The 24,107-nt window shown below is 58.5% G+C and carries 22 protein-coding genes; 13 read left to right on the forward strand and 9 right to left on the reverse strand.

Features of this window, described 5'->3' with window-relative positions; translation table 11 throughout:
* Positions 1-183: hypothetical protein (locus F3I15_RS18365; RefSeq protein ID WP_223810720.1), on the reverse strand; the 183-nt coding region annotated here is incomplete at its 3' end.
* Between the two features lie 365 nt (positions 184-548).
* On the opposite strand from F3I15_RS18365, the gene kdpD reads away from it, so the two are divergent.
* Positions 549-3,224, forward strand: coding sequence for a two-component system sensor histidine kinase KdpD (gene kdpD / locus F3I15_RS14805; RefSeq protein ID WP_150018496.1), 2,676 nt, complete (start codon positions 549-551; stop codon positions 3,222-3,224).
* Between the two features lie 54 nt (positions 3,225-3,278).
* Complete coding sequence (locus F3I15_RS14810) at positions 3,279-3,785, forward strand: TIGR00645 family protein (RefSeq protein ID WP_039381043.1); 507 nt, start codon at positions 3,279-3,281, stop codon at positions 3,783-3,785.
* A 5-nt stretch (positions 3,786-3,790) separates the two neighbouring features.
* Here the strand turns inward: F3I15_RS14810 and F3I15_RS14815 are convergent, their stop codons facing one another.
* Entirely contained in the window at positions 3,791-4,723 is a 933-nt protein-coding gene (locus F3I15_RS14815; protein WP_150018435.1) for a LysR family transcriptional regulator, read from the reverse strand.
* A 92-nt stretch (positions 4,724-4,815) separates the two neighbouring features.
* On the opposite strand from F3I15_RS14815, the gene F3I15_RS14820 reads away from it, so the two are divergent.
* The 5 genes from F3I15_RS14820 to F3I15_RS14840 all read left to right on the forward strand — a co-directional run bounded on the left by F3I15_RS14820 (position 4,816) and on the right by F3I15_RS14840 (position 9,994).
* A complete protein-coding gene (locus tag F3I15_RS14820) occupies positions 4,816-6,021 on the forward strand; it encodes an MFS transporter (RefSeq protein ID WP_150018436.1) in 1,206 nt (401 codons plus the stop codon).
* Positions 6,022-6,075: 54 nt separating this feature from the next.
* A complete protein-coding gene (locus tag F3I15_RS14825; protein ID WP_150018437.1) occupies positions 6,076-7,425 on the forward strand; it encodes a sodium:proton antiporter in 1,350 nt (449 codons plus the stop codon).
* Positions 7,426-7,450: 25 nt separating this feature from the next.
* A complete protein-coding gene (locus F3I15_RS14830) occupies positions 7,451-7,792 on the forward strand; it encodes a hypothetical protein (protein ID WP_108570170.1) in 342 nt (113 codons plus the stop codon).
* A gap of 183 nt (positions 7,793-7,975) precedes the next feature.
* A complete protein-coding gene (locus F3I15_RS14835) occupies positions 7,976-8,872 on the forward strand; it encodes an alpha/beta hydrolase (RefSeq protein WP_039381033.1) in 897 nt (298 codons plus the stop codon).
* A gap of 105 nt (positions 8,873-8,977) precedes the next feature.
* The gene (locus F3I15_RS14840) at positions 8,978-9,994 is read left to right on the forward strand and encodes an NAD(P)-dependent alcohol dehydrogenase (protein WP_150018438.1); all 1,017 of its coding nucleotides are present in this window, start codon (positions 8,978-8,980) and stop codon (positions 9,992-9,994) included.
* Between the two features lie 45 nt (positions 9,995-10,039).
* Here the strand turns inward: F3I15_RS14840 and gorA are convergent, their stop codons facing one another.
* Positions 10,040-11,392 (reverse strand): glutathione-disulfide reductase, encoded by a 1,353-nt coding sequence (gene gorA / locus F3I15_RS14845; protein ID WP_150018439.1) that lies wholly within the window; start codon positions 11,390-11,392, stop codon positions 10,040-10,042.
* Between the two features lie 125 nt (positions 11,393-11,517).
* Between gorA and rnz the strand changes: the two genes are divergently transcribed.
* A complete protein-coding gene (rnz, locus tag F3I15_RS14850; RefSeq protein WP_150018440.1) occupies positions 11,518-12,429 on the forward strand; it encodes a ribonuclease Z in 912 nt (303 codons plus the stop codon).
* Between the two features lie 12 nt (positions 12,430-12,441).
* Here the strand turns inward: rnz and F3I15_RS14855 are convergent, their stop codons facing one another.
* Positions 12,442-13,284, reverse strand: coding sequence for a 23S rRNA (adenine(2030)-N(6))-methyltransferase RlmJ (locus tag F3I15_RS14855; protein ID WP_150018441.1), 843 nt, complete (start codon positions 13,282-13,284; stop codon positions 12,442-12,444).
* A 357-nt stretch (positions 13,285-13,641) separates the two neighbouring features.
* Between F3I15_RS14855 and prlC the strand changes: the two genes are divergently transcribed.
* Together prlC and rsmJ are read left to right on the forward strand one after the other, a co-directional pair.
* The gene (gene prlC, locus F3I15_RS14860) at positions 13,642-15,684 is read left to right on the forward strand and encodes an oligopeptidase A (RefSeq protein ID WP_150018442.1); all 2,043 of its coding nucleotides are present in this window, start codon (positions 13,642-13,644) and stop codon (positions 15,682-15,684) included.
* Between the two features lie 8 nt (positions 15,685-15,692).
* Positions 15,693-16,442, forward strand: a complete 750-nt coding sequence (gene rsmJ, locus F3I15_RS14865) for a 16S rRNA (guanine(1516)-N(2))-methyltransferase RsmJ (RefSeq protein WP_150018443.1) — start codon at positions 15,693-15,695, stop codon at positions 16,440-16,442.
* 56 nt (positions 16,443-16,498) lie between these two features.
* On the opposite strand, the gene uspA is transcribed toward rsmJ, so the two are convergent.
* The gene (uspA, locus tag F3I15_RS14870; RefSeq protein ID WP_039381019.1) at positions 16,499-16,936 is read right to left on the reverse strand and encodes a universal stress protein UspA; all 438 of its coding nucleotides are present in this window, start codon (positions 16,934-16,936) and stop codon (positions 16,499-16,501) included.
* A 416-nt stretch (positions 16,937-17,352) separates the two neighbouring features.
* Between uspA and uspB the strand changes: the two genes are divergently transcribed.
* Complete coding sequence (gene uspB, locus F3I15_RS14875) at positions 17,353-17,688, forward strand: universal stress protein UspB (RefSeq protein WP_039381017.1); 336 nt, start codon at positions 17,353-17,355, stop codon at positions 17,686-17,688.
* Positions 17,689-17,764: 76 nt separating this feature from the next.
* Here uspB and pitA read toward each other — a convergent pair whose 3' ends face one another.
* The gene (gene pitA / locus F3I15_RS14880; protein ID WP_150018444.1) at positions 17,765-19,264 is read right to left on the reverse strand and encodes an inorganic phosphate transporter PitA; all 1,500 of its coding nucleotides are present in this window, start codon (positions 19,262-19,264) and stop codon (positions 17,765-17,767) included.
* Positions 19,265-19,505: 241 nt separating this feature from the next.
* Between pitA and F3I15_RS14885 the strand changes: the two genes are divergently transcribed.
* Positions 19,506-20,690 carry an NAD(P)/FAD-dependent oxidoreductase gene (locus tag F3I15_RS14885; protein ID WP_150018445.1) on the forward strand — a complete coding sequence of 395 codons (1,185 nt, stop codon included), beginning with the start codon at positions 19,506-19,508 and terminating at the stop codon, positions 20,688-20,690.
* Positions 20,691-20,693: 3 nt separating this feature from the next.
* Here F3I15_RS14885 and F3I15_RS14890 read toward each other — a convergent pair whose 3' ends face one another.
* Positions 20,694-21,638: a glycosyltransferase family 32 protein gene (locus F3I15_RS14890; protein ID WP_150018446.1), complete on the reverse strand. Its 945-nt coding sequence runs from the start codon at positions 21,636-21,638 to the stop codon at positions 20,694-20,696.
* 269 nt (positions 21,639-21,907) lie between these two features.
* On the opposite strand from F3I15_RS14890, the gene F3I15_RS14895 reads away from it, so the two are divergent.
* Entirely contained in the window at positions 21,908-22,255 is a 348-nt protein-coding gene (locus F3I15_RS14895; RefSeq protein WP_150018447.1) for a hypothetical protein, read from the forward strand.
* A gap of 48 nt (positions 22,256-22,303) precedes the next feature.
* Here F3I15_RS14895 and F3I15_RS14900 read toward each other — a convergent pair whose 3' ends face one another.
* The gene (locus F3I15_RS14900; protein WP_150018448.1) at positions 22,304-22,738 is read right to left on the reverse strand and encodes a helix-turn-helix domain-containing protein; all 435 of its coding nucleotides are present in this window, start codon (positions 22,736-22,738) and stop codon (positions 22,304-22,306) included.
* Positions 22,739-23,011: 273 nt separating this feature from the next.
* Entirely contained in the window at positions 23,012-23,989 is a 978-nt protein-coding gene (gene hemB / locus F3I15_RS14905; protein ID WP_150018449.1) for a porphobilinogen synthase, read from the reverse strand.
* Between the last annotated feature and the right edge of the window lie 118 nt (positions 23,990-24,107).

Consider the following 24,107-nt stretch of genomic DNA (forward strand, 5'->3'; position numbering starts at 1 on the left):
TTGATGCGCGTGCTGCGGCTCAATATGGCGCTGGATAATTTGCAGGGCTGAGGCACATCTGGTGCGCATAAATGCGCCCCCTACAACGTAGGGTCGCCATTTATGGCGACCGTTTTGATGCGCGTGCTGCGGCTCAATATAGCGCTGGATGATTTGCAGGGATGAGGTGCATCTGGTGCGCATAAATGCGCCCCCTACAACGTAGGGTCGCCATTTATGGCGACCGTTTGGATGTGCGGATCACCGCGTAACGCCACGTATGGCGGCCGTTTTGATGTGCGGATCACAGCGTAACGCCACGTATGGCGACCGTTTTGATGCACGTGCTGCGGCTCAATATGGCGCTGGATGATTTGCAGGGATGAGGTGCATCCGGTGCGCATAAATGCGCCCCCTACGTTGTAGGGTCGCCATTTATGGCGACCGTTTCGATGCGCGGAACACGGCGTAACGCCATTTATGGCGACCGTTTCAATGTGCGGACCACCGCGTAACGCCATTTATGGCGACCGTTTCACCGATCGTACGGAACTCACTATTTGAACGACATGAATGACGAACAGCCCCGTCCGGACCCTGATGCGCTGCTGCTCAGCCACAGCGACAGCCACCGCGGCAAGCTGAAAATCTATTTTGGTGCCTGTGCCGGCGTGGGTAAAACCTTTGCGATGCTGCAGGAGGCGCAGCGGCTGCGCGCGCAGGGGCTGGATGTGCTGGCCGGTATCGTGGAAACCCACAATCGCGCAGAAACCGCCGCGCTGCTGCATGGCCTGACGCTGCTGCCGCGTCGTGCCACCGGTCGCTCGCACCATACGGAGTTCGATCTGGATGCGGCGCTGGCGCGTCATCCGGCGGTGATCCTGATGGATGAGCTGGCGCATACCAACGTTCAGGGCGCGCGCCATCCCAAACGCTGGCAGGATATTGACGAGCTGCTTGATGCCGGCATTGATGTCATCACTACGGTTAACGTGCAGCACCTCGAAAGCCTGAATGACGTAGTGGCCGGTATCACCGGAATTCAGGTGCGCGAAACCGTGCCCGACCCCTTTTTTGACAGCGCGGATGAGGTGGTGCTGGTGGACCTGCCGCCGGACGATCTGCGTCAGCGGCTGAAAGAGGGCAAAGTCTACGTCGGCGACCGGGCCGAGCGCGCGATTGAAAACTTTTTCCGCAAAGGCAATCTGTTTGCGCTGCGTGAACTGGCGCTGCGCCGCACCGCCGATCGCGTGGACGATCAGATGCGCGCCTGGCGTGACCAGCAGGGACGCGATCGCGTCTGGCATACGCGGGATGCGATTCTGCTCTGTATTGGTGATGATACCGGCAGTGAAAAGCTGGTGCGAACTGCCGCACGTCTGGCCGCGCGGCTCGGCAGCGTCTGGCACGCTGTTTATGTGGAAACCCCGCGCCTGCATCGTCTGCCGGAGGCGCAGCGACGGGCGATCTTACGGACGCTGCAGCTGGCGCAGGAGCTGGGCGCGGAAACGGCCACGCTCGCCGATCCTGATGAAGTACGCGCGGTGCTGCGCTACGCACGTGAGCATAATCTGGGCAAAATTGTCGCCGGACGCCAGCCGCACCGGCGCTTCCGCCGCGACAGCTTCGCCCAGCGTCTCGGCGAGCTGGGGCCGGATCTCGATCTGCTGGTCGTGGCGCTGGATGAGCCGCTGCGTCCGGTGCTGCATGCGGCCAGCAGCAAACCGGTCAGCAGCGATAAATGGCGGCTGCGGCTGCGCGGCTGCATCATGGCGCTGCTGCTCTGTCTCGCGGTGACGTTTATCGGACGCGGCCTGCTTGCGGAATTTGACAGCGCCAACGCCGTCATGATCTATCTGCTGTCGGTGGTGCTGGTGGCGCTGCGCTACGGGCGCTGGCCCTCGGTGTTTGCCACCGTGATCAATATCGTCGCGTTTGATCTAATGTTTGTCGCGCCCACCGGCACCGTCGCCGTCTCTGACCTGCAGTATCTGGTCACCTTTGGCGTGATGCTGGCGGTCGGCGTGATTGTGGGGAATCTCACCGCCGGGGTGCGCTACCAGGCCAGGGTGGCGCGCTATCGCGAGCAGCGCGCCCGCTACCTCTATGAAATGGCGAAATCGCTCGGCAGTGCGCTGACGCCGCAGGATATTGCCGCTACCGCACAGCGGGTGATTGAGGTGACGCTACAGGCGCGCAGTCAGCTGCTGCTGCCCGATGAGCAGGGGGAGCTGCAGGCAACCGGGCCGGACTTACGCGGCACGCCGCCCGATGCCGGGATCGCAAAATGGAGCTACAGCAAAGGTCAGCCTGCCGGCGCCGGCACCGATACGCTGCCGGCCGTGCCCTACCAGATTGTTCCGCTGAAGAGCGGCCAGCAGTGCCGGGGTCTGCTGGTGGTGGAGCCGGAGAATCTGCGCCAGCTAATGATCCCGGAGCAGCAGCGGCTGGTGGAGACGTTTACCGTGCTGATCGCCAACGCGCTGGAGCGCATGGCGCTGACGCAGAGCGAGGCAGCCTCGCGCCTGGCAGCAGAGCGGGAGCAGCTGCGCAATGCGCTGCTATCGGCACTGTCACACGATTTACGCACGCCGCTGACGGTGCTGTTTGGGCAGGCGGAGATGCTGATGCTCGATCTGGCGCATGCGCAGTCGCCGTTTGTCGCGCAGGCCGGCCAGATCCGTGAACAGACGCTGAGCACGATTCGTCTGGTCAGCAATATGCTGGATATGGCGCGCATTCAGTCCGGCGGCCTGCAGCTGCGCGAAGAGTGGGTGGCGCTGGATGAGGTGATCGATGGCGCGCTGCGTAGCATGGGGCCGATGCTTAAAGGTCACGCGTTTGAGCTGGCGCTGCCGTCCGAGCTGGTATTGATTAAAGGCGACAGCGCGATGCTGGAGCGGGTATTTTCCAATCTGATTGAGAACAGCCTGAAGTATGCCGGTAACGCGGCGCAGCACGGTATTCGCGCCTGGCGCGACGGCAGCAGGCTGGAGATTGGCGTCTGGGACAGCGGGCCGGGCATCGCGGGCGACAGCCTGACGCAGATTTTTGAAAAGTTTGCCCGGGGTGATAAAGAGTCTGCCGTACCGGGGGTCGGGCTGGGGCTGGCGATCAGCAAGACCATCACTGAAGCGCATCGCGGACGCATCTGGGCGGAAAACCGTGCCAGCGGCGGCGCTGAGTTTCGCCTGTCGCTCCCTCTCCCGGCACTGCCGGAAATTTCCGAGGCCGCACTTAAATAACTTCACACAAGTTCGGGTATACTCGGCAGCTTCACTGCTAACTTATGGAAACTTATGGAACGTTTTACCGAAAACCTGATGTATTCATCCCGCTGGCTGCTGGCACCGGTTTACATTGGACTTTCGCTGGGCCTGCTGGCGCTGACCGTTAAATTTTTTCAGGAAATTTTCCATCTGCTGCCGAACATTCTCAGCATTGCGGAAAACGATCTGATCCTGCTGCTGCTGTCGCTGGTTGACATGACGCTGGTCGGAGGGCTGCTGGTGATGGTGATGCTCTCCGGCTATGAAAACTTTGTCTCGAAACTCGATATCGCCGAACACAAAGAGAAGCTGAGCTGGCTGGGAAAAATGGACTCCGGCTCGCTTAAGAATAAAGTCGCCGCCTCCATTGTGGCGATCTCCTCTATCCATCTGCTGCGCATCTTTATGGATGCGCGCAACGTCGCCAATGACAAGCTGATGTGGTACGTGATCATCCATCTGACCTTTGTGCTCTCCGCGTTTGTTATGGGCTGGCTGGATAACATGTCAAAAATGGAGAAAAAGCACGCTGGCTGATCTGCTCAGCGTGCCGGGGGGCGGGTGCCCAGCAGCTGCGGCATGACCATTTTAATCAGCGTAAAAAAATGGCGCAGCCTTGCCGGATAGTAGCTGGCCCACGGATAGGTCAGCCAGACCGGCAGCGGCGGCGCCTGCCACGCCGGCAGCAGCTGCACCAGCGCGCCGCTCTCCAGATCGTCCTGTACCACCCACGATGAAACCAGCGCCGCGCCCATTCCGGCCAGCGCGGCCTTACGTACCGCATAGAGGCTGTCGCTGGCGAGCCGCGGCGCGATCGCCAGGTTCAGCATTGCGCTATCGCTGACGCGCTGCAGCGCAATCTCGTTGCGATAAAAGCTGGTCAGCGCCAGCCACGGCAGCTGTGTCAGTTCTTCTGCCTGCGTCACGGGCGGATGGGCGGCCAGCAGCGCCGGCGCCGCCACCACAATACGCGGCACTTCCGCCAGCAGCACGGCGACAATGCCCGGATCGTCCGGTGCACCAACCTGAATCGCACAGTCCACGTTTTCACTGATAAAGTCCGGCGTGCGATCGTTAAGCATCCACTCTACATTCAGACGCGGATAGCGCTCCAGCCAGGCCACCAGCGGCGTAATCAGCTGATCCTGCCCGAAAGCGTGCGGTGCGCGCACCCGCAGCGTGCCCGCCGGTTCGTCATGCGAGCCGGTCAGCTCATCCTCCAGCGCATACCACGTTGCCAGCAGCTGGCGCGCCTGCGTATAGCAGCGCTCCCCGTCATCGGTCAGCTTGAGCGCATGGGTGGTGCGCAGTATCAGCTTCAGGCCGAGATAGTGCTCCAGCGCCTGCAGCCGGCGACTGACGGTAGGCTGAGTGGTATTAAGCTGCCGCGCGGCGGCGGAGAGGGATCCACTCTCAACGATACGGATAAAGGTCTGCATCAGGGCAATACGATCGGTGCTGGTCAGGTTGTTCATACGTACCACGCATAACGGTTGTGTCTTGTCACACTCTACCGCGTATGGCTGCCGCGCGCTTTAATAGGCGTAACTTTTCAGGAGAGCCGCCTATGTCTGTTTTATCGTCATCTGCCCGCCGCGCAGAAACGCTTCCCGCTCCGCTGCTGTTTACGCTTGCCGCCGGTGCCGGCCTGAGCGTCGCCTCTATCTACTACAGTCAGCCCATGCTGGATATCATCAGTAAAACGTTTAATACCGGCATCAGCAGCACCGGTATGGTGCCGATGCTGACGCAGGCGGGCTATGCGCTGGGGATCCTGCTGCTGGCCCCGCTGGGCGATCGCCACGACCGGCGGACCATTATTCTGATTAAGGGGCTACTGCTGGTGGCCTCGCTGCTGCTGTGTGGCTTTGCCGGCGGGATGGGCGCGCTGCTGATCGCCAGCTTTGTCACCGGGCTGACCGCTACCGTGGCGCAGGATATTGTGCCCGCCTCTGCCGTGCTGGCCCCGGAGCATCGCCGGGGCAAGACGGTTGGCGTGGTAATGACCGGGCTGCTGGCGGGCATTCTGCTGTCGCGCGTGATAAGCGGCCTGGTGGCGGAGTATGCCGGCTGGCGTACGCTCTATTTTATCGCTGCGGGTGCCATGCTGCTGATGACGCTGGCGCTCTGGCGCGTGCTGCCGCGCTTCACTCCCGGTACCACCGTCAGCTATCCGCGCCTGCTGCTGTCGCTGGCGCAGCTGTGGCGTCAGCATCAGACGCTGCGCCGCGCCGCGCTGGCACAGGGACTGCTATCCGTGGGATTCAGCGCCTTCTGGTCAACGCTGGCGCTGATGCTGAGCGAGCGCTTTCATTTCGACAGTGCCATTGCGGGTGCGTTTGGCCTGGCGGGCGCGGCAGGGGCGCTGGCTGCCCCTCTGGCCGGCGGCGTAGCCGATCGCATCGGTCCGGCGCGGGTGACACAGTATGGCTCTGCGCTGGTGATGGTGTCGTTCGCGCTGATGTTTCTGCTGCCGCTGCTGCCGCTGCCGGCGCAGCCGGGCGTGATTATCCTGAGTACGGTGGGGTTTGATCTGGGGGTGCAGGCGACGCTGGTGGCGCATCAGACGCTGGTCTACAGCCTGGCACCTGAGGCGCGCAGCCGCCTGAATGCCCTGATGTTTACCGTGATATTTGTCGGCATGGCCGCCGGCGCGGCCCTCGGCAGCCTGGCGCTGGCGCATTTTGGCTGGAACGGCGTGGTCACGCTGGCAACGGCGGCGGCGCTGCTGGCGCTGCTGGTGCGTCTGAGCAGTGCGCATCTCAGACACTAATCTTCAATCCTGTGCCAGGCTTAAGGGAGTTATGTTTTTGAAAAGCGAAGCGTTATGAATTTTCTTGCCTGGACCGCCGTTGTCGGCGGTCTGTTACTGATCATGTCACTGGCCTCCGGCTGGATCCATCGCGGACCAGTGACCTCATTTGGCCTCTATCTTATCGCCGGGATTATCTGCGGTCCCTGGGTGCTGGATCTGCTGCGTATCGATATTGTTGGCCACTCTGAGCTGGTGGCGCATATCACTGAAATCACTATGGCCGCGTCGCTGTTTATCACCGGTCTTAAGCTGCGCCTGCCGCTGAAAGCGCACGCATGGCGGGTCGGACTGCGGCTGGCGTTTCCGGCAATGCTGCTGACGGTAGGCGGCATGGCGTGCCTGGTGCACTGGATCACTGGCTTTAACTGGCCGCTATCACTGGCGTTTGGTGCCATCGTTGCGCCAACCGATCCGGTGCTGGCCAGCCTGATTTCAGTCAACGATGCGCGCGATGATGATGCGCTGCGCGTTGCGCTCTCCAGCGAGGCGGGGATGAACGATGGCTCGGCGCTGCCGCTGCTGATCCTGGCGCTGCTGCTGATGCGCCCGGAAGGCTTTGATCTCGCCAGTCTGGGGGAGTGGGCAACGCTGGATGTGCTCTGGTCTATTGGCGGGGGTATTGCAATTGGCTATCTGCTGGGGCGCGTTATCGGCCAGCTCGCAGCGCGACTGCGCAGCGCGCACGACGATGTGGCGCCAAACGATTTTCTTGCGCTGGCGCTTATTGCGTTCAGCTATGCTGCCTCGCAGGCGCTGGATGCCTCCGGCTTTCTGGCAACCTTTGCCGCAGGCGTCGGCCTGCGGCGCGCTGAACTGCGCGTCACGCGCTGCTTTCCGCTGGAAGATCTGCCGGAGGAGAAACGACATCTGCCGGCCGAAGTCATGGTGAATCCTAACCAGCGCGTGCGGCAGAGCGGCGGCGGTATGGTTAAGTCCGTGGGTCTGGTTATTGGCGATGCGCTCTCATTTGGCGATACGGTAGAGCGCCTGCTGGCCGCCGCGCTGATGGTTGTGCTGGGCATTACGCTGGCGCACCACTGGAATCCGATGGGCATTGGTCTGGCGCTGCTGCTGTTTGTCGTGGTGCGGCCGCTGGCGGTCTGGCTCACCACCTGGCGCTGTGAAATGCCGCGCGCGCGCCGGCTGCTGATTGGCTGGCTCGGCATTCGCGGAATTGGCAGTATCAACTATATCGCTTTTGCCTGGGTGCACGGCCTGCAGGGCGCAGAAGCGCAGCAGATGGTGGATATGGCCCTGACCATTGTAGTATGCAGCGTGGTGCTGCACGGTATCACGGTGACACCGCTTTTAAACTGGCGTGCTGCCCGCCAGGCGGCACGCACGCAACAGGATGAAACCTGAGTTTCCGGAAACAACAGGAGCCTTTATGAAACGCTTATTGATTGCCCTGACGGGCTTAACCCTTTCCGCCAGCGCGCTGGCGGCAGATGCGGATGCGCAGGAAAATATTTACGCCGGCCAGCTCTGCCATCTGGTCAGCAGTGAACAGAAAACCGGTGACATGGAGAGCTATACCGCGAAGCTGAAAGCGCAAATGGCCGCCAGTCAGTCACCTTCTGCGATGAACAAGACTGAATTTGATGAAGAGATCGCGCAGGAAGTGATTAATGGCTGGCTGGAACTCGGTGAAGAGGAGCGCGGTAAGCTGCGTCACGATCAGCAGCAGTGCGAGCAGACCGTCATGACGCAGTTTCAGCAGCAGGATTAAGCCGCCGCTTTGCGGTATGTGCCGCAGCGGCAGCCATCACGTTTTACGCGCCTTTTATGGCGCGTTTTTTTATGGCTTTTTGGTGCGGAATGCGTACATTATCGCCGGATAGAAATCAGACTTTCGTCACACCAATAATCTGACCCGTGGCCGGGTGTTTTCTGAGAGTGGCTGGCACGCAACATGATGACACGTCGTCGTTTTTTACAGGCGAGCGGGGCAACCGTTCTCGCGATGACCACCGGCAAGCTGTTTGCCCGTGACGACATCATTCCGCTCTGGCCGGATGAGCCGCCGGGTGGGGGTGGTCCGTCGGGCCTGTTAAGGGTCAATACCAAAGGCTCATGGACCAATATCGTTTCACCCGCTATCCAGCGCTTTCGTCCGGAAAACCCCAACGGCGAGGCGGTACTGATTGCCGCGGGCGGTGGCTATCGCTTTATCGGCATGGGCCGGGAGGCGTGGCCGGTGGCGCGCTGGCTGAATGCCAATGGCTATACCGCCTATGTGCTGAGCTATCGCCTGCCCGGTGAAAAGTGGCAGGCGGGTAACCTGGCACCGCTGCAGGATGCACAGCGCGCCATTCGCATGGTGCGCGCGATGGAGTCGAAAGTGCACCTGCTCGGCTTTTCGGCCGGCGGCCATCTGCTGGGCATGGCCGCCGCACGACCTGACTTTCGCACTTATCCGCAGCAGGACGCGCTGGATGAGATCGTGCCTTCGGCCAGCAGTGTGGGGCTTATCTATCCGGTGATTACGCTGGAAGCGCCGTTTCAGCATACGCAGACCCGCCTGATGATGGTGGGCGCGCACGCCACCGCGACCCAGGCGGCGAACTGGTCCGTGCAAAACTATGTGACCCGCGCCTATCCGCCGACGTTTCTCGCCCAGGCAGAGGACGATCGCACCTCTAATCCTTACAACACGGAACTGATGCGCGACGTCTGCCGGCGCATGCGCGTACCGGTTGAGCTGATTGAGCTCAGCAGCGGCGGGCACGGATTTGGCCTGGGTAAAGCGGGCACGCCTGCTGCGCTCTGGGACCAGGCGTATGTGCGCTGGCTCGACAAACTGAGCTGATCGCTGCGGCGCCCCTGCCGCACACCCTACCAGGCGGGAATGCTGCTGCACTGCCACACTCAGTAACCGATAACGCGTTATTGTGTTCTGACAGGAGAAAAGCGAATGAAAGCGATGATTCTTAACCAGCCCGGCGGCCTGGATAATCTGCAGCTGGTGGATCTGCCCGACCCCGGCAAGCCCGCCGCTGACGAGATCCGCGTCCGTATCCACGCCACCTCACTTAATTATCACGATCTGCTGGTCGCCGACGGATCGATCCCGACCGAAGCGGGGCGCATTATGATGGCGGACGGCGCCGGCGTCGTGGAAGAGGTGGGCAGCCGCGTCAGCGAATTCCGCCCCGGCGACCACGTGGTGTCCTGCTTTTTTCCGCAGTGGCAGGATGGCCTGCCTTACGCCCGCGTGGGCGACTTTACCCGCACGCCGGGGGATGGCGCGCAGGGCTTTGCCGCGGAAACCGTGGTGCGCCCGGCGCATCACTTTACCCTGGCACCGCGCGGCTGGAGCCATGCTGAAGCGGCCACTATCACCACCTCCGGGCTGACGGCGTGGCGGGCGCTGGTGGGCGATGCGCAGATCAAGGCGGGCGATACCATCGTTACGCTCGGCACCGGCGGTGTCTCCATTACCGCACTGCAGATCGCTAAAGCGATGGGCGCGCGGGTGATTGTCACCTCCTCCTCTGATGAGAAGCTGGCGCGCGCGCGCGAGCTGGGCGCCGATGCCGGTATTAACTACCGCACCACGCCCGGATGGGGCAGCGAAGTACAGCAGCTGACGGAGGGAATCGGTGCGGACGTGGTGATTGAGCTGGGCGGGCCGGGCACTATGGCAGAGTCGATCAAAGCGGTGCGCATCGGCGGACATATCGCGCTGATTGGCGTGCTGACCGGCCATGAAGGTGTGATCCCGACTTCGCTGTTAATGGCGAAGCAGGCGCGGATCCAGGGGCTGATTGTAGGCCACCGCCGGCAGCAGCAGGAGTTTGTGCGTGCGCTGGAGCAGATTGCGGTGCGGCCGGTAATTGGTGAGCATTTTACGGCGCTTGGCGATCTGCCGGCGGCGTTCCGCCATCAGCAGGGCGCCAGCCACTTTGGCAAAATTACCCTCTCCTGGTAACCCGCTACGGCGATCAAAAAAGGCGCCCGTCCGGGCGCCTTTTTGTTAACGCATCGTCACAAACTCTTCCGCTGCGGTGGGGTGAATCGCCACGGTATTGTCGAAATCTTTTTTCGTGGCACCCATCTTCAGCGCCACGGCAAAGCCCTGCAGCATCTCATCCATGCCGCTGCCGATGCCGTGAATACCGACAATCTTCTCTTCCGGGCCAACGCAGACCAGCTTCATACGACACGGCTGGCGATGCTGCGTGACCGCGGTATACATGGCGGTAAAAGAGGATTTATAGACTTTCACCTGGTCATCACCATACTGCTCGCGCGCCTGCGGTTCGGTCAGGCCCACCGTGCCAATCGGCGGATGGCTGAACACCACTGTCGGAATATTGCTGTAGTCGAGATGCTCATCCGGTTTGTTGTTAAACAGACGCTCAGAGAGACGACGGCCTGCCGCTACCGCCACCGGCGTCAGCTCAACGGCACCGGTGTTATCCCCTACCGCATAAATGCCTGCGACGCTGGTATTCTGAAATTTATCGACGCGGATATAACCTTTCTCATCGAGCTTAACGCCGGTGACGTCAAGATTGAGATTATCGGTCTCCGGTTCGCGACCCACTGCCCAGACCAGGCAATCCACCGTCTGTTCGCTGCCATTTTCCAGCTGCAGCGTCAGGCTGCCGTCAGCATTTTTAACTACGGCTTTAGGCGTCGCTTCAGTATGCAGCTGTGGGCCTTCCGCCTGCATCACCTCTACCAGCGTTTCGCTCAGGAGCGGATCGAAACTGCGCAGCGGAGCGTGTTTACGTACGAACAGATGCGTTTCCGCGCCCAGCGCGTTGACCACGCCTGCCAGCTCAACGGCGATATAGCCTGCACCCACTACGGCCACGCGCTGCGGCAGAGATTCCAGCTCAAAGAAACCGTCAGAATCGATACCATATTCTGCTCCCGGCACAGCAGGGCGAACCGGGCGTCCGCCGGTGGCGATCAGAATATGATCGGCGGTGATCGTTTCACCATTTACTTCTACCGTGTGCGCATCTACAAAGCGGGCAAAGCCTTTGATGACTTCGACCTTGTTTTTGCCCAACACATTGTCATAGGAGGCGTGAATACGATCGATATAGGCGCTGCGGTTCCTGGCCAGCGTAGCCCAGTCAAAGCGGTTCACCGTAGTATCAAAGCCGTAATCGGGTCCATACAGATGAATGGCTTCGGCGATCTGTGCCGCATGCCACATCACTTTTTTGGGCACGCAACCGACGTTAACGCAGGTGCCACCCAGCTCTTTCGCTTCGATCAGCGCACACGTCTGGCCGTGCATGGCTGCACGATTAATGGAGGCGATGCCGCCGCTGCCGCCGCCGATAGCGAGGTAGTCAAAATGTCTGGTCATCCGTTGTTTCCGTCTGTTGAGAAAATATGGCGTAAAGTTTACCGCTACCTGGCGGAGCGGCGCAAAGGTTCCGCCTATGATTATGATAGAGTGAAATCCAGGTTTCGCTTACAGGTAAGGCTATTATGCATCTGACTTTTTTAGGCACCGGCGCGGGCGCGCCCAGTTTACAGCGCAATGTCAGCGCGATCGCCCTGACGCTCTCGAAGCGTGGCGACACCTGGCTGTTTGACTGCGGAGAGGCGACGCAGCATCAGTTTATGCGCTCGGCGCTTCGCCCCGGCAAACTGGAGAAGATCTTCATTACGCACCTGCATGGCGATCACATCTTTGGTCTGCCGGGCCTGCTTACCAGCCGCTCGATGGCGGGCATGCTCGATCCGCTGACGCTCTACGGACCGAAGGGGTTGAAGGCGTTTGTGGAAAACGCGCTGAGCCTGAGCAGCTCATGGACCACTTATCCGCTGGAAATCGTGGAGATTGAGGCGGGTCTGGTGCTGGATAACGGTGAGTTCCGGGTGACCGCCTATCCGATGAATCACGTGGTAGAGTGCTACGGCTACCGCATTGAGCAGCATGATAAGCCCGGATTTCTGGATGCCGCGCGGCTGAAAGCAGAGGGCGTGCCGCGCGGCCCCTGGTATCAGGATCTAAAGCAGGGAAAAGTTATCCGGCTGGAGGATGGGCGCGAAATCAACGGCGCAGACTATCTGGGGCCCGCGACGCCAGGTAAGGTGCTGGCAATATTTGGCGATACTGCGCCGACTGAGGTCGCGCTGGCGCTGGCGGCCAATGCTGATGTCATGGTGCATGAAACCACGCTTGAGGCAGCAATGGCGGAGAAAGCCAACGGGCGCGGTCACTCAACGACGGTGCAGGCGGCGGCCGTCGCGCAGCAGGCGGGCGTTAAGCGCATGATCGCGACGCACTTCAGCTCGCGCTATCTCTCTGCGGATCGGGAAAAGCTGCTGGCGGAGTGCCAGTCGGTGTTTGCGGCAACCGAGCTGGCACACGACTTTGCTGTTATGGAGATTTAACGCGCCGGGCGGTTACTCGGGTACTACCTGCGTCACGCTATAGTGCCCGGTGCCGGCGGGCACCAGCGTTTTATGCAGCCACGGCAGCAGCTCTTCCATCTGCGCTTTGAGTTTCCACGGCGGGTTAATGACGATCATGCCGGAGGCGGTCATGCCGCGCTGATCGCTGTCCGGGCGCACCGCCAGCTCAATCTGCAGAATATTGCGGATACCGGTAGCTTCCAGATCGCGGAGCATATGTTTGATTTGCTGGCGCATTACCACCGGATACCAGAGCGCATAGATACCGGTAGCAAAGCGCTTATAGCCTTCCTGAATCCCTTTCACCACATCCTGGTAGTCGCTTTTCATCTCATAAGGGGGATCGATCAGGATCAGGCCGCGCCGCGCCGGCGGTGGCAGTTTTGCCTTCAGCTGCTGATAGCCATCGCCGCGTTCCACGCGCGCGCGCGCATCTTTGCTGAACTCGGTGCGTAGCAGCGGATAGTCGCTGGGGTGCAGTTCGGTCAGCTGCAGCTTATCCTCTTCGCGCAGCAGGTAACGGGCGATCAGCGGTGAACCTGGATAGTAGCGCAGGGTGCCACCGGGATTCAGGTTACGCACCGCGTTCAGATAGGGTTTCAGCAGCGCTGGCGCGTCAGGCTGCTGCCAGATGCGGGCGATGCCTTCCAGATATTCACCTGTACGCTCGGCGTGCGCGCCGCTCAGCTGGTAGCGTCCGGCACCCGCGTGCGTATCCAGATAGAGAAAGGGTTTATCCTTCTCCATGAGTGCGGTGAGGATCAGGCTTTCAACGGTGTGTTTCAGCACGTCGGCGTGGTTGCCGGCGTGAAAACTGTGGCGATAACTCAGCATAAAAGATGGGGGTCCGCAGTTGGATCAAAGGAGTTGACGATTGGATATGGCGCGATTATAGCCGGACCGTACAGAAATTGCTGGGCTTTTGCGGCTTCTGCCCCGGCGCGGCGTCAGCGCAGTACGCATCGGGCCAGCCGCGGGAAAGCGGGAAGGGCATGGCAAAATAGTGATGGGACGATTCAAACTCACGCTTGATTTGCTGCCAGATCGCGCCTGGAAATGCAATTTTGAGCGTTTTTTCCTACTTCTATTCCATTTTACGGCATTGATTTTAATGTCCGGCGCCCGCATTTTAGTAAAATTGCTTAGCGCGAGTATTCGCGCCCATAATTCCATGATGAAAGGATCGCGCTTATGACTAACCCATTACTTACCCCTTTTACCCTGCCCCCTTTTACTGCCATTAAACCCGAGCATGTGGTGCCTGCCGTGACTCAGGTTCTTGAAGAGTGCCGTGATACGGTAGATCGTGCGGTAACGCGGGGAGCGCCTTATACCTGGGAGAGCCTGGTTCAGCCTATTGCAGAAGCAGACGATCGTCTGAGTCGCGTATTTTCACCTGTCAGCCATCTGAATGCAGTAAAAAATAACCCCGATCTGCGCGACGCCTTCGACAAAGTGCTGCCGCTGCTTTCTGAATATTCTACCTGGGTTGGACAGCATGAGGGCCTCTACAAGGCGTATCGCAGCCTGAAGCAAAGTGAAGGCTTTGCTGCACTCAGCCCGGAGCAGCAGCGCGCTATTGATAACAGCCTGCGTGATTTCGAGCTGTCAGGTATCGGGCTGGAAAGAGACAAACAGCGGCGCTATGGCAAAATTATGGCGCGCCTGTCAGAGCTGGGCTCAGCCTACAGCAACAATGTGCTGGATGCGACCATGGGCTGGACCAAACTTGTCACCGATAAAGCGGAGCTGGCGGGCATACCTGAAGATGCGCTTGCCGCCGCCGAGGCGCAGGCTAAGCTGCGCAAGCAGGAAGGCTGGCTGCTGACGCTGGATATCCCGAGCTATCTGCCGGTTATCACCTATTGCGACAACGCCGCCCTGCGTGAAGAGATGTACCGCGCGTACGCTACACGCGCTTCCGATCAGGGACCCAACGCAGGCAAATGGGACAATGGCCCGATAATGGAAGAGCAGCTGGCGCTGCGCCACGAGCTGGCTCAGCTGCTTGGCTACGACTCCTACGCGGATAAGTCGCTGGTAACCAAAATGGCCGACAGCCCGTCTCAGGTCATCGACTTCCTGGGCGATTTGGCAAAACGCGCCCGTCCGCAGGCTGAGCAGGAGCTGGCGCAGCTGCGTGAGTTCGCTAAAGAGGTCTACGGGGTTGATAACATGCAGCCCTGGGATATCACCTATTTTAGTGAAAAGCAGAAGCAGCATCTCTTCGCGATCAGTGATGAACAGCTGCGTCCCTATTTCCCGGAAGCCCGCGTGTTAAAAGGCCTGTTTGAAGTCGTAAAACGTATCTACGGCATCAACGTTAAAGAGCGCAAGGGCGTTGAGATCTACCATCATGATGTCCGCTTTTTCGACCTGTTTGATGAAAGCGGTGAACTGCGCGGCAGTTTCTATCTGGATCTCTACGCGCGCGAGCATAAGCGCGGTGGGGCCTGGATGGATAATTGCGTTGATAAAATGCGCAAATCGGACGGCAGCCTGCAGAAGCCTATCGCCTATCTGACCTGTAATTTCAGCCAGCCGCTGGCGGGCAAGCCTGCCCTGTTTACGCATGACGAAGTGATCACGCTGTTCCATGAGTTTGGCCATGGCCTGCATCATATGCTGACGCAGGTTGAGGTTCCGGGAATATCGGGCATCAACGGCGTACCGTGGGATGCGGTCGAACTGCCGAGCCAGTTTATGGAAAACTGGTGCTGGGAACCGGATGCGCTGGATTTCATCTCTGGCCATTACGAAACCGGTGCATCCCTGCCGGACGAACTGCTGGAAAAAATGCTGAAGGCGAAGAATTACCATGCGGCGATGTTTATCCTGCGCCAGCTTGAGTTCGGACTGTTCGATCTGCGGCTTCATACCGGTTTTGATCCGGAGCAGGGACCGAAGGTTATGGACACCCTGCATGCTGTTAAGAAACAGGTTGCCGTTGTGGAGGCGCCGCAGTGGGGACGTTTCCCGCATGCGTTCAGCCATATCTTCGCAGGCGGATATGCCGCCGGCTACTATAGCTATTTATGGGCTGATGTGCTGGCAGCAGATGCGTGGGCGCGCCTCAGCGATGAGGGCATTTTCAATCGCGAAACCGGCCAGGCTTTCCTTGACAATATCCTGACGCGCGGCGGTGCTGAAGAGCCAATGGAGCTGTTCAAACGCTTCCGCGGCCGCGAGCCGCAGCTGGATGCCATGCTGAAGAGCTACGGGATCCAGGGATAAACCGGCTTGTGAAAATTGGTTTAGTGGATGAAACAGGCGCCGGAAACGGCGCCTTATCACAGCTGGCAACGCGCTGGGGTCTGGAGCAGGATGAGACCGCGCCGCTGGCGCTGGTGCTCACGTCTGCGCATCTTGAGCTGCGCAAGCGCGATGAGCCTAAGCTGGGCGGTATTTTCGTCGATTTTGTCTCCGGTGCCATGGCACACCGGCGTAAATTTGGCGGCGGACGCGGCGAAGCGGTGGCCAAAGCCGTGGGCATCAAAGGCGGCTATCTGCCGGATGTGGTTGACGCAACGGCCGGTCTCGGACGCGATGCGTTTGTGCTTGCTGCGCTGGGATGCCGGGTGCGGATGCTGGAGCGTCATCCGGTAGTCGCCGCGCTGCTTGAGGATGGCCTGCAGCGTGGCTACGCCGACAGCGAAATCGGTGGCTGGCTGCGCGAGCGGCTGACGCTGCTGCACGTGGCGAGTCAGCAGGCGCTGAGCGATATCACGCCCGCGCCGGATGTGGTCTATCTCGACCCCATGTATCCGCACCGGCAGAAAAGTGCGATGGTCAAAAAAGAGATGCGCGTATTTCAGTCGCTGGTGGGAGCAGATGAGGATGCGGATGCGCTGCTGGAGCCGGCCCGGCGTCTGGCGAAGAAGCGTATTGTGGTCAAGCGTCCTGATTACGCACCGCTGCTGGCAGGCGTGGTAACACAGTCTGCCGTGGTAACCAAAAGTCACCGCTTTGATATCTATCCGCCGCTAACCTGAAGCGGCAGAGCTGGGCGTCAGACACAAAACAGGCCGGTTATCCCGGCCTGTTTTTTTTATTCTTCTTCTGCGTCGCGCAGCGGCACAATCAGCATATCGATATGCACGGTGTTGATCAGCTGACGCGCGGATGACATCAGCTTGCTCCAGAAATCCTGGTGATGTCCGCAGACCACCAGATCCACATCATATTTCCGGATAGCATCCACCAGCACCTGGCCCAGATCGCCGCTGCCGCTCAGCGTTTCGCCAACCGGATAGCCTGCGCTGACGGAGAGGGCTTTCAGGGCGCTGTGCGTCTCCTCGGAAATACGTTTCTGCATATCGCCGAGATTTACGTCAATCAGGCCGGTATAGAGATCGGAATAGTTAACGTCAACGTGGATCAGTGAGATTTTGGCATCATAAGGGCGCGCCAGCGAGACTGCTTTATCCACCAGCAGCTGGCTTTCCGGAGAGAGATCGACTGCAATCAGGATATGTTTATAGGCCATGATAAAACTCCTTTCTCAATATTCTGGGGGGCTACCCTCCCGCAAACCACGGCGGGCGTTTTCCTTAGCGCGAAGCGGCGATGAAGCGCCGGTGACTCAGTGAAACTGCAGGATCTGTTGTTATCTGCTGAGTATAGCCAGTGTCACCGGCAAATGCTGCACCGCTGCGCCTGAGCGTGATGACGATCCGCAGAGCAGCGGGTTATGCATATATTGACGAAGCGCGCCGCTGGAAAAAATTTGAGCAGATATTCTACACTGAAATTGCGTGCCACTTTTCTCTTGTGGCGAGGCGCAGACCTGTAAAACAACAATGCCAATCTGCTTATCGATGGCTGGCTTATTTTCCACAGGACGTCTGCAGCACTTCCCCGCTGCATATCACGTCATTGCGGTACCAGCCAGAAGGGGGAAATATGATCAGCACTATCGCGCTTTTTTGGGCTCTTTGTGTGGTTTGTCTGGTGAATATGGCGCGCTACTTCTCATCCCTGCGTGCGCTGCTCTACGTATTGCGCGGCTGCGATCCGCTGTTGTACCAGTATGTTGACGGTGCCGGCTTTTTTACTTCTCACGGCCAGCCGGGTAAACAGGTGCGGCTGGTGCGCTATATCTGGCTAAAGCGCTATCTTGACCATCATGATGATGAGTTTATCCGCCGCTGTGAGCGGGTGCGCAGTCAGTTTGTACTGACCAGCGGGCTCTGTTTTCTGGTCGTGGTGAGCCTGGTGGCGATGGCAATCTGGCAGTAAAGCACGCCGTTATCCCGCGCGCAGGCAATAAAAAAGGGCGACACTGCTGTCGCCCTTTTGCCGGAATAGTGCGGTATCAGATCAGATGCAACGCAATCCAGTAGAGTCCGCCTGAGAGCAAAATACAGACCGGCAGCGTGAAGATCCACGCCATGGCGATATTTTTGATGGTGCGACTCTGCAGTCCGCCGCCGTCAACCAGCATGGTGCCGGCCACAGAGGAGGAGAGGATATGCGTGGTTGAAACCGGCATACCGGTATAGCTTGCCACGCCAATCGATACGGCGGCGGTCACCTGCGCTGACATACCCTGCGCATAGGTCATGCCTTTCTTACCGATTTTTTCACCGATGGTGGTCGCCACACGACGCCAGCCAATCATGGTGCCGATACCCAGCGCCAGCGCTACGGCCACGATAATCCAGACCGGGGCATACTCAATGGTGCCAAGCAGATCGCCCTTCAGCTTACTGAGGAAGCGCTTGTCGTCCGCACTGGTTTCCGGCAGCTTGGCCGCCTTATCCGCAGTGTCAGAGATGCACAGCAGCAGACGACGCATCTGGCTGCGCTGATCGACAGAGAGCTGATCGTAGCTCTGCAGATTGTTCAGCAGGCCCTGAGCCCGGCCGATAGCCTGCAGCGCACGGGCGCTGTCACAGTGAAACTCCTGCGGGCCGCTCGGCACTTCTTCCGGCGTCGGCAGCGCAGGCGGTGCCATCTGCACAATGTGCGTCAGCGAATCGCCATGCTGGCGGTAATACTGCTCCAGATGGTTAACGGCATCGCGCGTGCGGGTGATGTCATAACCGGAAGCGTTCATATTCACGACAAAACCCGCCGGAGCCACGCCAATCAGCACCAGCATGATCAGACCAATGCCTTTCTGTCCGTCGTTAGCGCCGTGTGAATAGCTGACACCGATGGCCGAAACAATCAGCGCGATGCGCGTCCAGAACGGCGGCTTTTTCTTGCCATCGATCTTTTCACGGTCAGCGGGAGTCATATGAATACGCGCGCGTTTCTTCGTACTGCTCCAGTAGCGGCGCAGCAGGAAAATCAGGCCGCCGGCGATGATCAATCCGATAATCGGTGACAGGATCAGCGACAGGAAGATATTGATCACTTTTGGCAGATTGAGCGCATCCACTACAGAGGTGCCGGTCATCAGCGCATTGGTGAGACCAATACCGATAATGGCGCCAATCAGCGTATGGGAGCTGGAGGCCGGCAGGCCCAGATACCAGGTGCCGAGGTTCCAGATAATGGCAGCCAGCAGCATGGAAAAGACCATGGCGAGGCCGTGCGCCGAACCGACATTCAGGAGCAGGTCGGTAGGAAGCATATGTACGATGGCGTAGGCCACGCTCAGACCGCCGAGCAGCACGCCAAAAAAGTTGAACACACCTGCCATCACCACTGCCAGCTGCGCCCGCATCGCACGGGTGTAGATAACGGTAGCGACCGCGTTGGCGGTATCGTGGAAGCCGTTGATTGCCTCATAAAACAATACAAACAGCAGGGCAAGAACCAATAACAGGCCGGTACTCAGGTCAAGACCAGCAAACAGATGTAGCATAAACGTTACGCCATTTTGGAGGACATGAACGCGGCGCATTATCTGCGACAACGCACTGTATGGGAAAGAGAAATATAGCCTTTTTTTGTCTTAAATTGGTAACTCAGAGGACAAAACAAGGTAAAAGAGCCGAAAAATGAAACAGTTACATTATGACATATTTACGGCATTTTTTTGAAGGTGGCGTAAAAAGCCGCAGATCACTACAATCAGCGCCTTTCGTAATCGGGTGGACATCGCAGTGGAAAAGTTTGACGTTATCGTAATAGGGGCAGGTGCTGCCGGGATGTTCTGTGCAGCGCAGGCGGGACAGCGCGGGCGCCGCGTACTGCTGCTGGATAACGGCAAAAAAGCGGGCCGTAAGATTCTGATGTCAGGCGGCGGCCGCTGCAACTTTACCAATCTGTATACCGAGCCGGCGGCCTACCTGTCGCACAACCCGCACTTCTGCAAATCTGCGCTGGCGCGTTACACCCAGTGGGATTTTATCGATCTGGTCAGCCGGCACGGCATCGCATGGCATGAAAAAACGCTGGGTCAGCTGTTCTGCGATGACTCCGCGCAGCAGATTGTCGATATGCTGCTGAAAGAGTGTGAAGCGGGTGCGGTGACGCTGCGGCTGCGCAGCGAAGTGCTGAGCACGGAGCGTGATAACGGGGGATACCGGCTGCAGCTTAATGGCGCAGAGGTATGGGCAGAGAAACTGGTGATCGCCAGCGGCGGGCTGTCGATGCCGGGACTGGGCGCGTCGCCGTTTGGTTACAAAGTGGCGGAGCAGTTTGGTCTGCGCGTCTACCCGACCCGCGCCGGGCTGGTGCCGTTTACGCTGCATAAGCCGCTGCTGGAGCAGCTCAGCACCCTGTCGGGCGTTGCGCTGCCGGCTACCATCGAAGCGCAGGATGGCACGCTGTTTAAGGAAGCGATGCTGTTTACCCATCGCGGTCTCTCTGGTCCGGCAGTGCTGCAGATCTCCAGCTACTGGCAGCCAGGCGAGTTTATCAGCGTCAACCTGCTGCCGGCGCTGGCGCTGACCGACTACCTTGATGAGCAGCGCAGCGCGCATCCTAATCTCAGCCTGAAAAACAGCCTGGCGAAGATACTGCCGAAGCGGCTGGTGGAAGTGCTGCAGGCGATGAACCAGATCCCGGATGTCACCCTGAAGCAGCTCAACAGCAAACAGCAGGCTGAGCTGGCGCAGTTGCTGCATCAATGGCGGGTACAGCCAAACGGCACCGAAGGTTATCGCACTGCAGAGGTCACGCTGGGGGGCGTTGATACCACCCAGCTCTCTTCAAAAACCATGGAAGCGCGCGATGTGCCGGGCCTCTATTTCATTGGTGAGGTTGCGGACGTGACCGGCTGGCTGGGGGGCTACAATTTCCAGTGGGCGTGGAGTTCCGCCTGGGCCTGCGCCCAGGCGCTCTGAGCATTACCGGCGGCTCAGCAGCAGCTGTCCCAGCAGGCTGTCGCGGTTGACCACGCCATATTTCAGGTTGGTGGCGAGATATTTGCGGTCAAAGCCGGTGAGTTTGGTTAACGGCGGCAGCACCTCCGGCAGACGATCGACCATCAGCATGCGGCTCAGCCGCACCGGACGCCACTCGCTCAGGCTTTGATAAAGCAGCGCGCTGGCTTCGCACTTGCGCAGATAAAGATTGTAATGATTGCTTTCGCGCAGCGCCTGCTGCTGCGCCAGATAGACCACCAGATAATCGGGGGGCGTAATGCCCTGCACCAGGGTGTCATAGTCAGGCTGCGCCAGCAGCTGCCGGAAGAAAGCTTCCGCTCCCAGCGTTACAATCGGGCGGAAATAGTGCAGCCAGCGGCCAATAAAGGCATTGTTCGCCGGGGCCGCAAGGAACCACGACTCAATTACCGGATAAGCCATATCGTGCGTTGAACCGGCACGATAAAACGCAATCAGGTCATAACGCGGGTCGGCGTTAACGGCCAGCAGCGCATCCAGCGTACGGTTGAGGATAATGGTGGCATCCATCCAGATGCCGCCATAGCGGTAAAGCAGCTCCAGGCGGATAACATCGCTTTTGTGCGACGGACGCATATCGGGATGCGTAAACTGCAGATCCGGCAGATAGTGCGCGAGATTGCGATTGTTAACCACCGTCATCTGGTAACCCGGGTTTTCCCGGACAATTTTATCCACAAAAATCTGCACTTCAGCGGGCAGCGTTTCGCTCTCCCAGTACATCCAGATCTGCTGCGGGATCGGCGTGCCGGTGGCGGGCTGGCTGCACATATCGATATCCTGCTCATCGCGCGGATTATAGCTGGCCAGCTGTTTACGCCGCGTCAGCATCTTCTCTGCCCGCAGACCCAGCGAGACCAGATGGGTTTTAACGTTATTTTTGTTCATGCTTTTTCCTGTCGCAGGCCGTCAGCTATCGCAGTTTTAATGCAGGCAAAAAAACTGGCCCTGTGGCAACGTCCTGAATGCACCCTGAGCGGCGCGAAATGAAGTTTTAAAATTAACAAAGGGCGGGAAGTTGCTCAATCAATAAACCGCAAAACAACAACTTTAAGAGAATCCGCAGAAACCGGCGCGGATGGGTCACGCGGGCGGGTAGCCGGGCCGCTAATCTGCTATTATCGCCAGGTTTTTTACTCCGCCGATCCTGTGACACTATGTTAAAAATGAAATTTCTGCTGCCGGTGCTGATTTTGCTGAGCGCAGCCGTATGGTGGCTGATGCCACATTATGATGATGAAGATAAAGCTTATTATATTGCCGTATTCTGTACGCTGACCCATGACGGGCGCGATAACAGCCCGCAGGCGATGCAGCAGATTATTGAAGGTAGTAACTCTGATTACGCGCTGCAGAAAATCCGCTTCCAGCCCGGCCTGGCAACACATCTGCAGCAGGTGTGGCAGGATCTGGCCTTGCCGCAGCAGCAGCAGGCGCGTCAGGAGGCGCTGCGCTGCCGGCAGATCATGTCAGCCGTGATGCTGCCGGGTAAGCCAGTGGCATAACAGCAATTGCGCTTCTCTGCGGCCGGCGCGAAGCGTGTCGCCGGCCGATCACAGCGGGTCTTCATCCGGAGAGCCCGGTTTACCCTCCATACGCCGGCAAATTGCACAGGGGTCGTCACTGTTGCGGATATGCGCTTCCGCTTCGTGACTCAACCTGCGCCTGCGGCACTGCAGCGGCGTGCAGCCCAGCGTCTGCTTAAACGAACGGGTCAGCGACTGCTGGCTTTCAAAATGATATTTTAGCGCCAGGCGAATAATTGGCGTGTCGCTGTATTTAAGATCGGCAATACAGTGTGTCAGTTTTTTCCGGCGAATATAGCGCGCCAGCGTTTCACTATAATAGCGGGCAAATAATTTCTGCAGATACCATTTCGAATATCCTGATTTCTGTGCAATATCGTCGATGCTCAGGCGCTGCTCCAGATTATTAGTGATCCACTCTTTTATTATGGCGATAACCTGCTGATTATATTTCTGCTTCATGCCGATATTTTCCCTTCACTCGTCACTATGAAGGTTAATTAAACGGCATAAAAGAGCGGTGTGCTAAATTATTTTTCTTATTTTAACTGATGTGTTTCCATATCAAGAATGGTCTTGTTTTTATATAAATGCTTTACCGTTATTTCTGGAAATAACCGAATAAAAGCAGCGTTATTTATTTAATTTTCGATCAGAAAAGGCGGTTCGCGTGCTCACGATTATTGTGTAAATCAGCAGCCCGGCGATAGCGACCGCCAGGCTGAAGAGTGCTTATCAGAGCAGTTTCTGCTCGGCGAGATCCAGCGCAAAGTAGCTGAATATCAGGTCGGCGCCGGCGCGCTTAATGGCACCCAGGCTTTCCAGCACGACATTACGCTCGTCAATTGCACCCGCCTGCGCGGCAAACTTGATCATCGCATATTCACCGCTCACCTGATAGGCAGCCAGCGGCAGCGTGGTGCGTTCGCGAATATCGCGCAGAATGTCGAGATAGGCGCCGGCAGGTTTAACCATCAGTGAATCCGCTCCTTCGGCTTCATCCAGCAGGGATTCGCGGATGGCTTCACGCCGGTTCATCGGGTTCATCTGATAGGTCTTGCGATCGCCTTTCAGCGCCGTGCCAGCGGCCTCACGGAACGGACCGTAAAACGAAGAGGCAAACTTAGTGGAGTAGGACATAATGGCCGTATCCGTAAAGCCCGCCCCATCCAGCGCCTGACGAATCGCCTTAACCTGACCATCCATTGCCGCTGAAGGGGCGATGAAGTCAGCGCCTGCCTGCGCGGCTACTACCGCCTGCCTGCCCAGATTGATCAGCGTCTGGTCATTATCCACGCCGTGATCGCACAGCACACCGCAGTGGCCGTGGCTGGTGTATTCACAGAAGCAGGTGTCGGACATCACGATCATCTCCGGCACGGTATCTTTGCAGATACGCGCCATACGCGCGACCAGACCATTCTCCTGCCACGCATCGCTGCCGGTGGCGTCGGTATGGTGCGAAATACCGAAGGTCATTACCGAGCGGATACCCGCTTTGGCAATACGCTCAATTTCATACGCAAGACGTTTTTCCGGAATACGCATTACGCCTGGCATAGCGTTAATCGGCACATAGTCATCCACTTCTTCTTCAACAAAGATCGGCAGCGCCAGATCGTTGATGCTAAGGCCAGATTCCTGGAACATTGCGCGCATAGAGGCGCTTTTACGCAGCCTTCTCGGGCGCTGGATCAGATTAAATTCAGACATGTTCACACAACTTATTTGGATGAAAATAGTGACTACAGTTTACTCTTTTTCACGTCGGGTAATGAAGAATGTGTGCTGCTGAGAGGCGGAGACGGGAGATAAAAAAGTCCCGCCGGGC

Source organism: Pantoea sp. M_9 (genome assembly GCF_008631385.1).
Taxonomy (GTDB): Bacteria; Pseudomonadota; Gammaproteobacteria; order Enterobacterales; family Enterobacteriaceae; genus Pantoea; species Pantoea eucrina.

Excerpts from the sequence above, each read along its gene's own strand:
- kdpD (WP_150018496.1), top strand. The coding sequence starts at position 549 with ATGAATGACGAACAGCCCCGTCCGGACCCTGATGCGCTGCTGCTCAGC.
- F3I15_RS14810 (WP_039381043.1), top strand. The coding sequence starts at position 3,279 with ATGGAACGTTTTACCGAAAACCTGATGTATTCATCCCGCTGGCTGCTG.
- F3I15_RS14815 (WP_150018435.1), bottom strand. The coding sequence starts at position 4,723 with ATGAACAACCTGACCAGCACCGATCGTATTGCCCTGATGCAGACCTTT.
- F3I15_RS14820 (WP_150018436.1), top strand. The coding sequence starts at position 4,816 with ATGTCTGTTTTATCGTCATCTGCCCGCCGCGCAGAAACGCTTCCCGCT.
- F3I15_RS14825 (WP_150018437.1), top strand. The coding sequence starts at position 6,076 with ATGAATTTTCTTGCCTGGACCGCCGTTGTCGGCGGTCTGTTACTGATC.
- F3I15_RS14830 (WP_108570170.1), top strand. The coding sequence starts at position 7,451 with ATGAAACGCTTATTGATTGCCCTGACGGGCTTAACCCTTTCCGCCAGC.
- F3I15_RS14835 (WP_039381033.1), top strand. The coding sequence starts at position 7,976 with ATGATGACACGTCGTCGTTTTTTACAGGCGAGCGGGGCAACCGTTCTC.
- F3I15_RS14840 (WP_150018438.1), top strand. The coding sequence starts at position 8,978 with ATGAAAGCGATGATTCTTAACCAGCCCGGCGGCCTGGATAATCTGCAG.
- gorA (WP_150018439.1), bottom strand. The coding sequence starts at position 11,392 with ATGACCAGACATTTTGACTACCTCGCTATCGGCGGCGGCAGCGGCGGC.
- rnz (WP_150018440.1), top strand. The coding sequence starts at position 11,518 with ATGCATCTGACTTTTTTAGGCACCGGCGCGGGCGCGCCCAGTTTACAG.
- F3I15_RS14855 (WP_150018441.1), bottom strand. The coding sequence starts at position 13,284 with ATGCTGAGTTATCGCCACAGTTTTCACGCCGGCAACCACGCCGACGTG.
- prlC (WP_150018442.1), top strand. The coding sequence starts at position 13,642 with ATGACTAACCCATTACTTACCCCTTTTACCCTGCCCCCTTTTACTGCC.
- uspA (WP_039381019.1), bottom strand. The coding sequence starts at position 16,936 with ATGGCCTATAAACATATCCTGATTGCAGTCGATCTCTCTCCGGAAAGC.
- uspB (WP_039381017.1), top strand. The coding sequence starts at position 17,353 with ATGATCAGCACTATCGCGCTTTTTTGGGCTCTTTGTGTGGTTTGTCTG.
- pitA (WP_150018444.1), bottom strand. The coding sequence starts at position 19,264 with ATGCTACATCTGTTTGCTGGTCTTGACCTGAGTACCGGCCTGTTATTG.
- F3I15_RS14890 (WP_150018446.1), bottom strand. The coding sequence starts at position 21,638 with ATGAACAAAAATAACGTTAAAACCCATCTGGTCTCGCTGGGTCTGCGG.
- F3I15_RS14895 (WP_150018447.1), top strand. The coding sequence starts at position 21,908 with ATGTTAAAAATGAAATTTCTGCTGCCGGTGCTGATTTTGCTGAGCGCA.
- F3I15_RS14900 (WP_150018448.1), bottom strand. The coding sequence starts at position 22,738 with ATGAAGCAGAAATATAATCAGCAGGTTATCGCCATAATAAAAGAGTGG.
- hemB (WP_150018449.1), bottom strand. The coding sequence starts at position 23,989 with ATGTCTGAATTTAATCTGATCCAGCGCCCGAGAAGGCTGCGTAAAAGC.